General features: G+C 62.0%; 15 protein-coding genes. 7 read left to right on the forward strand and 8 right to left on the reverse strand.

Translation table 11 applies throughout. The annotated features are described in order from the left end of the window. Positions 1–70: 70 nt before the first annotated feature. From ABVV53_RS04490 to recR, 3 genes are all read right to left on the reverse strand, one after another. Positions 71–1,600 (reverse strand): DNA recombination protein RmuC, encoded by a 1,530-nt coding sequence (locus ABVV53_RS04490; protein WP_353983184.1) that lies wholly within the window; start codon positions 1,598–1,600, stop codon positions 71–73. Between the two features lie 67 nt (positions 1,601–1,667). Then, positions 1,668–2,237, reverse strand: coding sequence for a peptide deformylase (gene def, locus ABVV53_RS04495; protein WP_353983434.1), 570 nt, complete (start codon positions 2,235–2,237; stop codon positions 1,668–1,670). A 108-nt stretch (positions 2,238–2,345) separates the two neighbouring features. Next, entirely contained in the window at positions 2,346–2,939 is a 594-nt protein-coding gene (recR, locus tag ABVV53_RS04500) for a recombination mediator RecR (RefSeq protein WP_353983185.1), read from the reverse strand. Between the two features lie 120 nt (positions 2,940–3,059). Between recR and fmt the strand changes: the two genes are divergently transcribed. Next, positions 3,060–3,968 carry a methionyl-tRNA formyltransferase gene (fmt, locus tag ABVV53_RS04505; RefSeq protein ID WP_353983186.1) on the forward strand — a complete coding sequence of 303 codons (909 nt, stop codon included), beginning with the start codon at positions 3,060–3,062 and terminating at the stop codon, positions 3,966–3,968. A gap of 3 nt (positions 3,969–3,971) precedes the next feature. On the opposite strand, the gene ABVV53_RS04510 is transcribed toward fmt, so the two are convergent. Beyond that, positions 3,972–4,502 carry a cupin domain-containing protein gene (locus ABVV53_RS04510; RefSeq protein WP_353983187.1) on the reverse strand — a complete coding sequence of 177 codons (531 nt, stop codon included), beginning with the start codon at positions 4,500–4,502 and terminating at the stop codon, positions 3,972–3,974. Positions 4,503–4,617: 115 nt separating this feature from the next. On the opposite strand from ABVV53_RS04510, the gene truA reads away from it, so the two are divergent. Both truA and ABVV53_RS04520 read left to right on the forward strand, forming a co-directional pair. Then, on the forward strand, positions 4,618–5,358 hold the full coding sequence (gene truA, locus ABVV53_RS04515) for a tRNA pseudouridine(38-40) synthase TruA (RefSeq protein WP_353983188.1): 741 nt from the start codon (positions 4,618–4,620) through the stop codon (positions 5,356–5,358). Positions 5,359–5,520: 162 nt separating this feature from the next. After that, positions 5,521–7,845, forward strand: a complete 2,325-nt coding sequence (locus tag ABVV53_RS04520; RefSeq protein WP_353983189.1) for a putative bifunctional diguanylate cyclase/phosphodiesterase — start codon at positions 5,521–5,523, stop codon at positions 7,843–7,845. 52 nt (positions 7,846–7,897) lie between these two features. Here the strand turns inward: ABVV53_RS04520 and ABVV53_RS04525 are convergent, their stop codons facing one another. Then, positions 7,898–8,890 carry an AAA family ATPase gene (locus ABVV53_RS04525; protein WP_353983190.1) on the reverse strand — a complete coding sequence of 331 codons (993 nt, stop codon included), beginning with the start codon at positions 8,888–8,890 and terminating at the stop codon, positions 7,898–7,900. A 67-nt stretch (positions 8,891–8,957) separates the two neighbouring features. Then, entirely contained in the window at positions 8,958–9,662 is a 705-nt protein-coding gene (locus tag ABVV53_RS04530; RefSeq protein ID WP_353983191.1) for a winged helix-turn-helix transcriptional regulator, read from the reverse strand. 79 nt (positions 9,663–9,741) lie between these two features. On the opposite strand from ABVV53_RS04530, the gene ABVV53_RS04535 reads away from it, so the two are divergent. The 4 genes from ABVV53_RS04535 (at position 9,742) to ABVV53_RS04555 (ending at position 12,812) form a co-directional block, all read left to right on the forward strand. Further along, a complete protein-coding gene (locus tag ABVV53_RS04535; RefSeq protein ID WP_353983192.1) occupies positions 9,742–10,419 on the forward strand; it encodes a glutathione S-transferase family protein in 678 nt (225 codons plus the stop codon). A gap of 1 nt (position 10,420) precedes the next feature. Continuing rightward, positions 10,421–11,173, forward strand: a complete 753-nt coding sequence (locus tag ABVV53_RS17290; RefSeq protein WP_474100930.1) for a DUF1428 domain-containing protein — start codon at positions 10,421–10,423, stop codon at positions 11,171–11,173. Positions 11,174–11,372: 199 nt separating this feature from the next. Beyond that, a complete protein-coding gene (locus ABVV53_RS04550) occupies positions 11,373–11,999 on the forward strand; it encodes a glutathione S-transferase family protein (RefSeq protein WP_353983193.1) in 627 nt (208 codons plus the stop codon). 132 nt (positions 12,000–12,131) lie between these two features. Next, positions 12,132–12,812 carry a prolyl hydroxylase family protein gene (locus ABVV53_RS04555; protein WP_353983194.1) on the forward strand — a complete coding sequence of 227 codons (681 nt, stop codon included), beginning with the start codon at positions 12,132–12,134 and terminating at the stop codon, positions 12,810–12,812. Positions 12,813–12,872: 60 nt separating this feature from the next. Here the strand turns inward: ABVV53_RS04555 and ABVV53_RS04560 are convergent, their stop codons facing one another. Continuing rightward, positions 12,873–14,498, reverse strand: a complete 1,626-nt coding sequence (locus tag ABVV53_RS04560) for a lysine--tRNA ligase (protein ID WP_353983195.1) — start codon at positions 14,496–14,498, stop codon at positions 12,873–12,875. Between the two features lie 257 nt (positions 14,499–14,755). After that, positions 14,756–15,022, reverse strand: a complete 267-nt coding sequence (locus ABVV53_RS04565) for a hypothetical protein (RefSeq protein WP_353983196.1) — start codon at positions 15,020–15,022, stop codon at positions 14,756–14,758. Positions 15,023–15,056: the final 34 nt, after the last annotated feature.

The raw sequence follows: 15,056 nt of genomic DNA on the forward strand, positions 1-15,056 counted from the left end.
ACTCTCAAAAGCGGTAGCCCTTTTCCGCACGACTGCAGAAGATCGCCCAACCTACCGCCAAACTGCAGTACTACTCAGACGCTCCGGCCGTACTCTCGCTGCTGTATGTCCCGGGCAAACGCACATCAGCGTGCCTGGGTGCCGCTTCGACCACGGCAACGTCTTCCGTGATCTCGCGCTTCCCGATCTTGATGTGCTTCTCGGAAAGTCGTCGTGCCCTACTGAGCACGTTGCCCTCATAAGTGCGCGTGAAGTCGTTGAAGGAGTTCACGGCACGCCCGAGATGAACGCCCGTCTTCATGAGGTCGTCCTGCGTCTTCGCCAGGCTATCGTACAAGTCGCTGCCGAGTTTGCCGATCTCGCGCGCCTCACGGGCGAGGCCTTCCTGCTGCCACACTTGTGCAATCGTGCGAGCGATCGCGACCAGATTGGTTGGGCTGGCCAGAAGCACGCGCTTTTCGAACGCGAAATCCCAAAGCGTCGGATCATGCTCCAGAGCGGCTGCGATGAAGTGCTCACCCGGCACAAACATCAGCACATAGTCAGGCGCGTTATCGAACTGGCTATGATAGCTTTTGGCGCCAAGTGACTGAATATGCGCGCGCATCGATGCTGCGTGCTGGTCGAGGAAGCCCATTCGCTTCACCTCGTCATCGGCTTCGAAGGCATCCTGATAAGCGTTCAGCGATACCTTTGCGTCGATCACTAGTTGTTTGTTGCCGGGTATGCGCACGAGCGCATCCGGTCTTAACCGGCCGTCCTCCGTACCGACGGACTGCTCGGTAACGAAGTCCGTGTGCTCGGACAGACCACACTGTTCAAGTACGTTCTTAAGTTGCTGCTCGCCCCAACGCCCGCGGGCCTTGGGTGCATTGCGCAAGGAATTGCCAAGCCGCATGGCTTCGGCGCGAACCAGTTCCTGGCCAGCCCGCAAAGCTTCGATCTGGCCGTGCAACTGACCGAAAGCGTCAGCGCGCTTGGTCTCAAGCGCGGTCACCTGCTCCTCATACGATTTCAAACGCGCGTTCACCGGCGCCAGCAAAGTGGTCAAACGCTCGGCGCTCGCCTTTTCGCTTTCGTCGAACCGCGCACCTGCCCGCTGCAGGAACGCTTCCTGTGCGCCGGCCAGCACCTTCGCACCGGCATTCTCGAATTCCTTGCGCAGCATTTCCTGCGCTTCAATCAGCAGGCGCTTCTGTTCATCAAAATTGGCGGTCTTTTCACGCAAACCAGCCAGTTCTGTAGCGAGTTCGCGATGCTCGCGGCGTAACGTATCCACCAGTGCCGCATGCTCGGCTCGCAAGCGCTCGACCGCGCTGGAGTGCTCACCGTGCGTGCGCTCCAGAGTCGTGGCATGCTCCAGACGCGCCCGGTCGAGTGCTTCTTCCAAAGCGTCGCCACGACTTGCCCGCTCGCTGGCGGTCGCCAGCTCGGTAATCGCGCGGCGAAACTTTTCGTCAAGATCTCGCGCCTCCGCGTCACGCGCAGCGTGACGATCGCGCCATTCGGCTACGGGACGCGATCCGAAGAACCAGCCAGCAAAGAGGCCGGCAGCCAGACCGAGGACCAGGGCGACAATGACAAACGCAGCGGAATCCATCCGCTGCGCATATCAGGAACGAAGGGAGAACGCTAGAAGTTGATAAAAGTCATCCACAACACCGGCGTCAAGCGGCCCGGCGCAGCTTCTCCAGCTTCTTGAGCGCCATCTGGCGCTTAAGGCGCGATAGATGGTCTATGAACAAGACCCCCTCAAGGTGGTCCATCTCATGCTGGAGGCAGATCGCCATCATGCCGTCCATAGCTTCTTCATGAACATTGCCTTCAAGATCCTGCCAGCGGGCGCGGATGCGAGCAGGGCGTTCCACCTCGGCGTAGATCTCGGGCACCGACAGGCAACCTTCGTTGTAGACGATGTGCTCTTCGGACGGATCAAGGATTTCAGGGTTGATGAAGACGTGCGGCTCGCGCTTCGTCGGCTGATGGGTGTGATGATGATCGCCGTGGGCGGTGCAGACTTCGGGCTCGGCATCAGGATCGTCCGGCTGCAGATCGATGACCAGCACGCGCAGCGGCACGCCCACCTGGATAGCGGCAAGACCTATCCCGGGCGCGTCGTACATGGTTTCGAACATGTCGGCGACAAGCGTCTTGAGCTCGTCATCGAAGCGCTCGACGGGCGTGGAGACCTGCTTGAGGCGCGGATCGGGAACTTCGATGATTTCACGGATAGCCATGCTGGCGAGATAATCGGCACGAAGCATTTTCGCAACATCGGCAATGCAGTGAAAGTCGATTGCAGTGATTCGCGTTTTCTGCAGGCCGGGCAACGACTTGCGGGCTCTTCAGCCCACTGGACGACGCGCCCGGATCGCTTGAGCGAGAGTCCCTTCATCGAGGTAATCGAGTTCGCCGCCCACCGGCAGGCCATGCGCCAGCTGCGTGACCCGGACGGGGCATGCCTCCAGCCGCTCGGCAATGTAGTGAGCGGTCGTCTGTCCCTCGAGCGTGGCGTTCATCGCCAGGACGACTTCATCGGTGCCCGAACTTGCGCGGGTGAGCAGTGCCTCGATAGTCAGGTCTTCCGGGCGCACGCCGTCCAGTGCAGAGAGTCGCCCCCCTAGAACGTGGTATTTCCCCGTAAAGAGCCGTGCGCGATCAAGCGCCCACAAATCTGCCACTTCCTCGACAACGCAGAGCTGGCGCGCATCCCGGCGCGGATCGGTGCAGATGCCGCAAGGAGTGGTGGTGTCGATGTTGCCGCACACATCGCACTCTATCAGAGCACCCTGCACTGCGCCCAGAGCATCGAGCAGCTGCACCAACGCAGTATCGCGCCGCTTGATCAGCCACAGCACCGCCCGGCGAGCCGAGCGCGGCCCCAGCCCGGGCAAGCGCGAGAGCGCGCCAGTGAGGGTTTCGATCTCTTGCGATGCCATGCCTGGGCAGATAGGAGTTGCGCCCCTGCCCCGGCAAGAACAAACCGGGGCTTATGCGCACCCTTCGACGGTTCGCGGGCGAACAGCGTGCGGCAAGCCTACGTCAGCGGAGAAACGCGAATGAAGATCGTTTTCATGGGCACTCCCGATTTCGCGGTCCCCGCTCTTGTTGCACTGGCGGACGCGGACCATGAGATCGTCGCAGCGTATACGCAGCCCCCCCGGCCGGCCGGCCGGCGCGGGCGGGAGCTGACGCCCTCGCCCGTTCATCGCGAGGCCGAGGCTCGCGGGATCGAAGTGCGCCATCCGGTCTCGCTGAAGGGCGCGCAAGAGCAGGCGCACTTCGCCGCCCTCAATGCCGACGTCGCAGTGGTGGCGGCTTATGGGCTGATCCTGCCACAGGCGGTGCTCGACGCCCCGCGGCTCGGATGTCTGAATATCCACGCTTCGATCCTGCCGCGCTGGCGTGGGGCAGCACCGATCCAGCGGGCGATCCTTGCCGGAGATCCGACCACCGGGGTCACCATCATGCAGATGGAAGCCGGGCTAGACACCGGACCGATGCTGGCGACACTGCGTACGACCATCGATTGCAAGACCTCCGGTGATCTCACCCGCGAATTGGCGGAGCGCGGCGCAATCCTGCTGGTAAGCACCGTGCGCGAATTGCCGAAGCATCGGCCAGTGACGCAGCCTGAGGAGGGCGTCACGTATGCCAGCAAGATCGACAAAGCGGAGGCGCGCCTCGATTTCACGCAGGGCGCAGCCCAGGTCGAGCGGCAAGTGCGTGCCTTCGCCCCTGCCCCTGGCGCTTTCTTTGAGCTGGAGGGCGAGCGGTTCAAAGTTCTGGCTGCTGATGTCGTGGGTGAAGAAGGCCAGCCCGGAGTGGTTCTCGACGAGCAGCTGACCATCGCGTGCGGCTCGGGTGCTGTCCGGCCGACGACGGTTCAGCGCGCCGGGCGGCCGGCTATGGCGGCGGCTGAACTCCTGCGTGGCCGTTCAATCTCCCCGGGGACGCAGCTCGGCTGACGCTTAGACTTTTTCGGGCATTCGGCGCACCGGGGGCGTTTCCTGGGCCCATCGGTTACGCGCCTCGCGCATTTGCCCCGCCGTCTTCTCCCAAGCCGCGACGGGTTTGTCCTTCAAGCGGATGTTGAAGGCGTCCGTGGCGCGAAACTCCAGCACTTCTGCACCTTCTGGCCCGGCCGAGTAGCCGTAGGGCACTTCGCTACCAACGAAGAACCCGTCCCCTGCGGCCAGCGTCTCGCTGCCCAGCAGGATGGTACCAGCGACGACGTAGTAGAGGCAGTCGCAGTCGTGCGTGTGAAGCGGCAGGGGGAAGCCGCTTTTCAGCCATAGTCGCGCCAGGCTCATGCCGGGGCGCCGATAAGGCACATCCACCTGCTCGCCCCCAGTCTCCATCATATCGGGGAAACGGCCGAGCGCGGTGAAAAGGTTGGGCGTTTCACCCTGGTTCGTCATGCACTCACATTCCGCAAGCGACGGCGCTTCGCTGCCGCGGAAAATTTCAAAGCGCGGCCGCGGCGTTGCTTCCTGGGGCATCGTGAAATCCTCTCCTTCTTTTTTCGGCACCATGGTGCCATCCCGCGATGCGGCAGCCAAGCACCATTGCAGCCTCCGTTTGCAGATCGGGCTTGCTCCTGTAACGGCGGCGACGATGACGCGGTTCGCCCTTACACTCGAGTTTGACGGCGCCCCTTTCATGGGGCTGCAGCGCCAGTCGCATGGTCCATCCGTGCAGCAGTCGGTAGAGGATGCGGTGTTCGCGATCACCGGTGAACGGGTAGCGATGCATGCGGCGGGGCGCACCGACGCCGGTGTGCATGCACGCGGTATGCGCGCGCACATCGACGTCATGAAGGACATAGCGCCGTTTCGGCTGATGGAGGCGCTGAACGCACGCTTGAGGCCGGCTCCCGTTGCCGTGCTTGCCTGCGAGGCGGTGCCGGAAGACTGGCACGCCCGCTTTTCCTGCATCGGCCGGGCATACGAGTACTGCATCATCAACCGCCGTGCGCCGCTGACGTTCGAGCGCGGACAAGCCTGGCAAGTGCCGCAGCCACTGGATGCCGAAGCCATGCACCGGGCGGCGCAAGTGCTGGTGGGCCTGCACGATTTCACCACCTTCCGCTCGGCTCACTGCCAAGCCCAAAGCCCGCTTAAAACTCTCGACCGGCTCGACGTTCATCGCCAAGGTGAGCGTGTGCTTGTCGCAGCCGAAGCACGCAGCTTCCTGCATCACCAAGTTCGTTCGATGGTGGGCTGCCTTGCACTTGTGGGCTTGGGCCGATGGAATGAAGATCGCCTGATCGCCGCCTTGGAAGCGCGTGACCGCCAAGTGCTTGGTCTTAATGCTCCACCCGATGGGCTCTACTTCGTCCATGCGAGGTACGCCTGACCCGGTAAGAAGTCCGAGGCCCATCCGAAAATATACCGAGATATTGCCACCGACTAGACTAGCCAGCAAAAAGTTAGCACGATCCGAAAAAGTCTTTATAGACGGTAAGGATATGTCGTGAGGCGAGAACGGCCGCGAGCGGCCCAGACGCGGGTAACAAACATGCAGGCACTAGCACGCATACACGGCACACTGTTGCCATTGCGCTTGCTGCCCACGCGCCTGCGGCGCTTCCCAGTACTGCGGTATGAGGTACCGGAACGCGACCGCGAGTGGTTCGCCTCCTGCCGGATACAGCAGTTCGCAAGGTTTCCCTGGGTGCGCTGCGATGCGTTGCGGGCGGTGGTGGCGCTCTGGCTCCTTCGGGCGCCATCCGATGTGAGAATGGTGACTGCGGCCTTGCTCGCGGCACTCTGGCTTCTTGAGGTCGCACTGCGCTCCTCACTCGAACGCGACACCCAAACGCCAGGCCGTCGCCTTAACTGGATTCGGGGCGTCCTACTCGTTCGCAGCCTCGGCCAGTCTATCGTGATCTGGCTTCTCGTGACATGGGCGGTGCCGGGGCACGTCGGTCCGGTGATGATGTTCGTGGGCGCATCGCTCCTGTTCGATGTGGTCTGCATGCTGGCCCTGCCATTTGTGGGCCTGCTCACCGGTATGATGTTCGTCGTGAGCCTCTTTACCGCGCTGATCGTCCGTCCCGGGGCCCATACCGAAGGGCTTCTTGCCCTTGCCGCGCTGACGGTGCTGAGCCTCCAATTTGCCATTTTCCAACTCGATTACATGTTCGCGACCCGCAGTCTGCGCACGCGCCTGCTCGCGACGGCGAACGACACCATTCAAGCCCTCCTCACCCAATATGACGAGCACGGGACAGACTGGCTGATCGAGGCGGATAGCAAGGGACGTCTGCAGAACCCTACGGCTCGCCTTTGCGCGGCCCTGGGCCGCTCGCACGAGGAACTCGACGGGGTGCCGATCCCGTCGCTGTTCGAGCCAGGCGACGAGCGCAACGCCATGTTAGCCGCAGCGCGGCGCGGCCAACGATTTCGCAATCAGGTAGTGCCACTTTGCGTCGGAGCCGAGCAGCGGTGGTGGTCGATCTCAGGCTGTGCCATGCTGGATCAGGAAGGCGCGCAGGCTGGCTTTCGCTTCTTTGCGCAGGACGTCACCGCTAAGCGGGCAGCCGAAGATCGCGTGCATCTGATGGCCACCCGCGACAACCTCACCGGGCTGGTGAACCGCGCCGTGTTCACCGCGCAACTAGAACAAGTGCTCCAGAATTGCAGCGACGGAGCCGAATGCGCGATCCTTTTTATCGACCTCGACTCCTTCAAGCTCGTTAACGACACGCATGGCCACGCCGCCGGTGACGCCGTGCTGACCGAAGCGGCAAGCCGGATCGAAGGTCTGCTCGGCGAGGAGACGCTAGCTGCGCGGCTGGGCGGCGACGAGTTTGCCGTCCTACTGTGGAACATCATCGATCCCTCCGAGGTCGAGAGGCTCGGCACCGAGCTTGTCGCCGCGCTGTCCCAGCCGATCGAACGCGAGGGGACTGTCCTGCCCTGCGGCGCCAGCCTGGGCATTGCCCTTGCACCGCAGCACGGCTTGACCGGAGAGGCGCTATTGCGGGCGGCTGATGTCGCGCTCTACGAGGCGAAAAGCCGCGGCCGGGGCAACAGCGTGCTGTTCCATACAGACTTGCTCAGCGAACTTCAGGAACGGCGCAAACTGGAGATGGATCTGCGAGTTGCGCTCGAGCGCAAGGAATTCGTCGTCTTTTACCAGCCGCTGGTAGACATCCGGAGCCGGCGAACTGTCGGTTACGAAGCTCTGCTGCGATGGAATCATCCAGTGCGGGGTTCCGTACCGCCGTCAGTGTTCATCCCGCTCGCCGAAGAAATGGACCTGATTGGTGCGATCGGTGAATGGGTGCTGCGTCAGGCGCTCGCGGAAGCAGCGACCTGGCGAGAGGACCTGACCATCGCGGTGAACGTCTCTCCGGCCCAGATGCGCGGCGACGCACTAGTGCCTCAAGTCGTGAGCGCACTGGCGGCCACTGGTGTCGCCTCCCGACGGCTTGAGCTGGAGATTACCGAAAACCTTCTGATTCGCGACGGAGACGCCCACTTGCGTCAGTTGCACCAATTGCGCAGCCTTGGTGTTCGTATCGCGCTCGACGACTTCGGCACTGGCTATTCTTCGCTGAACTACTTGCGTCGGTTCCCGCTCGACAAGCTAAAGATCGATCGCTCTTTCATCAGCGATATCATCAACGAACCCGTGAGCCGCGCGATCGTGGAAAGCGTTCTGGCACTTGCTCGCGAGTTCCGCATGGAAACAATAGCCGAGGGTATCGAATGCGAGGCGCAACTCGCCAAGCTGGCCCAAATGGGCTGCTGCCATGCCCAGGGCTTCCTGTTCGAGAAAGCCCTGCCCGCTTGGCGGCTCCCTGCATCCGATCGCAGGCAATACCACGCAGCCTGAGCACGGGGGCGCTCGAACGGGCAGCGCCTGCAGCCGCCCGCCTTTGCAGTCATCAGGCTTTGGCGACGACGCTTTCGGGCAGTTCCGCGCCGAATACCCGCTGATAGTATTCCGCGACCAGCATTCGCTCGGTCTCGTCGCACTTGTTGAGGAACGAGAGTCGGAACGCGAAACCCGCATCCTTGAAGATCGCGGTGTTCTGTGCCCAGGTGATCACCGTACGCGGGCTCATGACAGTCGAGATGTCACCGTTGATGAAGCCTTGACGTGAGAGATCGGCGACCTTGACCATGTCCGCGATCATCTTGCCGTCGATGCCGGGCACCTTCTTGCCGACGATCTCGGTCTCGATCTTCTCCGGCAAGTAGTTCAGCCCCACGACCATGTTCCAGCGGTCCATCTGACCCTGGTTGATCGCCTGAGTGCCGTGGTAGAGCCCCGAGGTGTCGCCAAGCCCCACCGTGTTGGCGGTGGCGAAGAGGCGAAAGTTCGAGTTAGGCCGGATCACGCGGTTCTGGTCCAACAACGTGAGCTTGCCCTCGGTCTCCAGCACACGCTGGATCACGAACATAACGTCGGGCCGCCCGGCATCATACTCGTCGAACACCAGCGCCACGGGATGCTGCAACGCCCAAGGCAGCAGCCCCTCGCGGAACTCGGTCACCTGCAAGCCGTCGCGCAGCACGATGGCGTCGCGGCCGATCAGGTCGATACGGCTGATATGCGCGTCGAGGTTGATGCGGATGCAGGGCCACTTCAGCCGCGCGGCGACCTGCTCGATGTGTGTCGACTTGCCGGTGCCGTGATAGCCCTGCACCATCACGCGCCGGTTGAAGGCAAAGCCTGCCAGAATGGCCATCGTGGTGTCGGGATCGAACACATAAGTCTCGTCCAGGTCGGGGACGCGTTCGTCCGCAACCGAGAACGCCGGCACCTTCATGTCGATGTCGATGCCGAAGGTCTCGCGCACATCCACTTCGATGTCCGGCGCGGCAAGGATGGTGCGGTCGCGGCTGTCGGCCTGCATGTTCGGGAAGTCAGTCATCGTGATCATCGCCTAATGGACGCAGCGCTGCGCTGCAACAGCCATTGCAGCCGGCATGGCGCGCTGTTCAGGCGCTTTGCCGACGCTTCTCTGGCAACCCGAACAGACCGATGAAGCGTGCGACAAGAGCAGGATCGCCCTCAGCCTTAAGCGTAATTCCTGCAGCATCAAGCGCCTGCTTGCCGTAGAACACCCATAGATAGGCGTTAGCATCAGGCGCCTGAAAAGCGATGTCGGCCTGGATCTCACGATCTCCCATGCGCTCGATCCGCAGATCTCCTCCTTTCAGCCGACCGAGGAAACGCTCCTCTCCCACGACGAAGCGGACGGTGGTGTCCCAGTCCTTGTCCGCGGTGGCGTCGAGCATGGTTCGCATGGACAGCATCAGCGAGACCGGCGTGAGCGGAAGGCGAGGATTGTGCTCAGGCGACTGCACCGACCAGCGGCCAAGCGCCTGCATCACGTCTTCCAGCGCGAGGCCCCAATCGGTCAGCGCGTAGAGCTTGGCAGGCGCTGGCGAGTTTACCGCCAGGCGAGTGACGATACCTGCCGCCTCAAGACTCTCCAGCCGCTCGGTCAGCACCTTGGCGCTCAGGCCGGGCAAACTGGCCCGTATGTCACTGAAGCGCCGCCCCCCCAGCATAAGCTCGCGAATGATCGGCAAGGACCACCGTTCGCCAATCAGTTCCATGGCAAAAGCGGCGGCGCAAGCATCGTCATACCACTTGCCGTGACCTTGAGACGCGACGTTAGTTTCCTTTTTAAACTTCATTGTTGCCTTTTGTAACTATCGTGGCACGCTCCTGCAAGAGCGACTCGCCGATGGGGGCTAGCAAGACAGGAGAGGAACGATGCCCATCAACTCCGAAGCCGAGATTGAAATTACCGCGTTTTCGTGGGTTCCACCCTTTGCACAAGGCTTCGTACGCGACTTGCGCCCTCGCTGGGCCTGCGAAGAAATGGGGCTCTCCTATCGCGAGCGCCTGATCAGCGCGATGGAACGCCCTGACTGGTACTATGCTGAACAGCCTTGGGGCCAAGTGCCACACTTGCGAGACGGCGACGTCTCTGTGTTCGAAAGCGGTGCGATACTCATTCACCTCGGCGAAAAAGGCGACCTGCTCCCCGGCGAAGGGCAAGCGCGCGCCTCCGTACTGAGCTGGACGCTCGCCGCGTTCAACAGCATCGAGCCTTTCGTTTTCGAACTGTCGAACATCGAGATTTTTTCAAAGAAGGAAGAGTGGGCAAGCTTGCGGCGCCCCTCGCTGCTGCAGGCGACGGGGCAGCGCCTCGATCGCTTCCAGCGGGCGCTTGGCGACCGAGAGTGGCTCGCCGGCACATTTTCGATTGCCGATATCGCTATGGTCACGGTGCTGCGCGAACTCGAGCGATCAGGCTTGCTCGACGACCACCCGGCCCTTTCCGCCTACCTTGGCCGCGGCGTTGAACGCCCTGCGTTCCAGACCGCCCTCGCCGCCCAGCTCTCACACTTCGAAGCGCACGCGCCCACTGCCAAGCAGGATGCCTGACATGACCTACTTTGACGGTTTCGTGGCCGCCGTACCCACGGCAAACAAGGACAAGTTTCTGGAGCACGCCCGGCTAGCCGACAGAGCCTTCGTCGAACACGGCGCCATCCGGGCCGTCGAGTGTTGGGCCGACAATGTCGCGCACGGCAAAGTGACCGACTTCTACCGGGCGGTGGATGCGAAAGACGATGAGAGCATCCTCTTCAGCTGGATCGAGTGGCCTGACAAGCAAACGCGCGAGACTGCATTTGCCACGCTGATGAACCCGGAAAGCCTTGATTCACGCGTGGACCCGCAGAGCAATCCGATGCCGTTCGATGGTAAGCGCGTGATCTATGGCGGCTTCGAGCCGATGGTGACGGAAGGCGATCACTCCGACATGCCGTATGTGCAGGGCTTCATGGTCCCGGTGCCGACCGCAAAGCGCGACGCTTACGCGAAGATGGCTGCGGATGCCTGGGGCATGTTCAAGGACTACGGCGCGCTAGCCGTGCTGGAGGCGTGGGGCGAGGACGTGCCGCGCGGCGAAGTCACCGACTTCTACCGTGGCGTAAATGCCACCGAAGAGGAAAGCGTGGTCTTCTCGTACATGATCTGGCCTTCCAGGCAGGTCTGCGACGAAGCGGCCAAGAAGATGCAAAGCGAGATGAGCATGCCCGAAGGCATGGAACTACCGTTCGACGGCATGCGCATGGTCTGGGGCGGTTTCGATCCGATCCTCACACTTGGTAAAACATGCGGAGCGGGATCATGAGCAATCCGGTCGTCATCTCTATCTCTTAGGCACTCAAACGGAGGTCTTTGGCGGTGACTGGAGTGTGGTCACCACGAACCCTCAATTCGCAGCCTGTGGCCTAGTGGGCTCCCAAGGGCGTGAACCTGCCGAGGCCTTGACGCAGCCCTCTGTTCCGTTAATGTTCCACCTCACCACTTCGTGGCAAGGGAGAAGAGCAGTGGCTGACTACACCTTCTATACCAATCCAATGTCGCGCGGTCAGATCGTCCGCTGGGCGCTGCACGAAGTCGGTGCCGAATACGAGCAGGTCCTTGTGGACTGGCAAGACAAGCCTGAGGCATTCCTGGCTGCCAACCCCATGGGCAAAGTGCCGACGATTGTCCACCATCAGGCTGGCGCCGATCGCGTGGTGACCGAAGCCGCCGCGATCTGCCTCTACCTGGCGGAAATGCATCCCGAGGCGAGCCTGCTGCCCAACGACGCGGAGATGGCGGACTACTACCGATGGACCTTCTTCGCAGCCGGCCCAATAGAGCAGTGTATCACCTCGCGCGCACTCAAGTTCGAGCCCTCGGCCGAGCAAGAAGGCATGGCGGGCTGGGGTAGCTTCGACCGGACCATGCGAACGCTCGAAACCTTCTTCTCGGACCGGACGTGGGTCTGCGGGGAGCGCTTTACGATGGCGGATGTCTACGTCGGCAGTTCGATCGACTGGGGCCTCACCTTCGGCATCCTGCCGCCGAGCCAGCCGATCGTCGCCTATGCCGAGCGCGTGCAGGCGCGTCCCGCGTACAAAGCTGCCAAGGCAATCGACAACGAGCTGATCGGAAAAATGCGGAAGTAATACGGTAGCGAGGGTGTGCATGACAGCCTCTGGTTGGCTTTCTCCGGCGGCCTCCATCACCATCGCTCAGCCAAGCAGGCGTTTTCGAAAGTAGCTTGCCTGGTCGCGCTGAGCGGTTAGCAGTCGAACACGATGGCGGAGGCGAAACAGACCCATTCTTCCAGTCCCGATCGTAAAACGCTGGCTCGATTGGGGGAAAGCGTGCGGTCCAGGCTTGCACGTGATCCTGGCATCTATCGCGTTCCTGTCGACGCTGCGGAGATCTACGCGGTGGGTGGCTTCCTCGATGCGCACGAGTGCGCTCACGTAATCAGGCTTATTGATGCGGTAGCGCGACCTTCGGAGCTTGTGAGAGACGAAGCCTACAAAAACTATCGTACCAGCTTCTCCGGCGACGTCGATCAGGCAGACCCGGTGGTGAAGGCCATCGAGCGCCGCTTGTCAGATTTGATCGGCATCGACCTGTCCTGGGGCGAGACCGTGCAGGGGCAGCGCTACTATCCGGGGCAGGAATTCAAGGAACACTGCGACTGGTTCGATACGAGGCAGCCGTATTGGGAGGATGAGCTGCGTCGCGGCGGCCAGCGCAGCTGGACCGCGATGGTCTACCTCAACACCGTGGAGGAAGGCGGGACCACCGATTTTCCCCGAATTGAGGTGAGCATCCCGCCACAAGCGGGCGCGCTGCTGTTGTGGAACAACAACCTGCCGGACGGCACGGTGAACTGGGACACCATGCACGCCGCCCTGCCCGTTGTGCGCGGCGTGAAGTACGTCATCACCAAATGGTTCCGTGGTCGCCCCTGGGGGTGACTGGCGGCCGACCCGCCAGCGGGGCCGCAGAGCGGAACGCTCTGTGCCTCGACCGGGTGCTCAATCGCTGTATCCGGCCTGCTCCTGCTGGCTGGCCTCAAGCGCCTGCGCGATCAGCTTGCGCGTCTCCGGGATGCCGTAAAGCGCGATGAAGCTTCCCATGCGCGGCCCTTGCGAGGAGCCCAGCAGCGTCTCGTAGAGCGCCTTGAACCAATCGCGCAGGTTCCCAAAGCCGAACTCCTCGCGCTTGCCGATCTCGTAAACCGCGTTCTGCAGTTCCTCGGCAGAAGCGTCGGGCGCAGCACGCTCCAGCTCGGCGTCCAAAGCCTTCAGCGCCGCTGCTTCATTGGACTCGGGCGTGCGACGCTGGAGAGTTGGTGCGATGTAATCGCGATTGGTGGCAAGCGCGGCAGCCACGAGGTCCTTAAGCTCGGGATGGGCCTCGGGCGTCGCGTCAGCCACGTAATTGGCAAGGTACGACCATACTTGGTCCTCGGTCGCATCCGCGCCCAGCACCCCGACCAGGTTCAGCAGCAAGCCGAAGGTGACCGGCAGTGTGTCGCCCGCGCCATCTTGCTCACCATTCGCGCGCAGGAGGTGCCACACGGGATTGCCGAGTTGCTTGTCGAGTTCTTGAGCGGCCAGATTGCCGCGGAACTGCCAGTACTCGTCCACAGCTTTGGGAATGATGCCGATGTGCAGTTGCTTCGCGCTCTTGGGCTCTCGGAACAGGTAGAAGCCAAGACTCTCCTCGGTGCCGTACGTCAGCCACTGTTCGATGGTGAGGCCGTTGCCCTTGGACTTGGAGATCTTTTCGCCATTTTCGTCGAGGAACAGCTCGTAAATCAGCCCATCCGGGCGGCGCCCGCCGAGAATCTGCGCGATCTTTCCGGACTGCGTGACCGAATCCGTAAGATCCTTGCCGCACATCTCGTAATCGACGCCAAGGTCCACCCAGCGCATCGCCCAATCGACTTTCCACTGCAGCTTCGCGTGTCCGCTGAAGACAGACTGTTCGATCCGCTGCCCTTCATCCTCGAAGGCGATCATTCCCGTGGCGGGGTCCAGCACTTCGACAGGCACCTGCAGCACCACGCCCGACGTGGGTGAGACCGGGAGCACCGGCGAGTACGTCTTGCGACGCTCCTCGCGCAGCGTGGGCAGCATGACGCCCATGATGGCATCGAAATGCGCCAGCACATTCGCCAGAGCCTTGTCGAAGGCGCCGGAGTTGTAACGCTCGCTCGCCGAGACAAACTCGTAGTCGAAGCCGAAGCGGTCGAGGAATTGGCGCAGGAGCGCATTGTTGTGGTGCGCGAAACTCTCGGAGCCGCCGAACGGATCGGGAATTCGGCTAAGCGGCTTGCCCAGGTTCGCCTTCAGCAGATCGGCATTTGGCACGTTGTCCGGCACCTTGCGCAGGCCGTCCATATCATCCGAGAACGCGACGAGGCGCGTAGGCGCGCCACCGGTCAGCACCTCGTAAGCGCGGCGGACCAGAGTGGTGCGCAAAACCTCTTGGAAAGTTCCGATGTGCGGCAGACCCGATGGGCCGTAGCCGGTTTCGAAAAGCACGGGCTCACCGCCAGGCTTGCCCTGCGGATATCGCTTGAGAAGCTTGCGCGCCTCCTCGAAAGGCCAGGCCTTGGACTTCAGAGCGGCGTCGATGAGAGCTGTGTCGGTCATGATGCGCACTCATTCGCGGCAAAGCGCACATTCCGCAAGGGCGAAGGGACAGCGGAAACCAACTGCCCATGAGCGGTTTGCACCGCTCCTCATCGCAGCGGATGGCTTTCTTCTGTGAACATCACCGTTCTCAGGGCATCTTCGAGAACTTCCTTGCCGGTGTCCTCATCATGCTGCGGGAAAAGATGCCAATTTCCGACATCACCGAGGGTGAGGGAATCCTGGGCAGATTGAGAAGACCACGTTGCGACAGACGTTCAGGTCACGTCCGCACGATGTTTGGAAATCAGGTAACGGTAAACGCCGACACAGTTGATGACCAGCAAGATGACATTCTGAACGCCAATACCCTCCGAGTCCTCAGCCATGAAGCCCCATGCGATCAAGGCTATGGAGCTGGTCACGAAGATGATGAAGCCGAACCCGGTCCACTTGCGGCCAAGATCGAGGGACACGATCAATGCGGCAAAGGCGGCAGCCCCGGCGCCATAATACTGTAACGCGGTCAGTAGGTCTTCGCTCATGCCCACACCCTGCTCGCCGGCGAACCGCCAGGTT

This window comes from Novosphingobium kalidii (assembly GCF_040534015.1).
Taxonomy (GTDB): Bacteria; Pseudomonadota; Alphaproteobacteria; order Sphingomonadales; family Sphingomonadaceae; genus Novosphingobium; species Novosphingobium kalidii.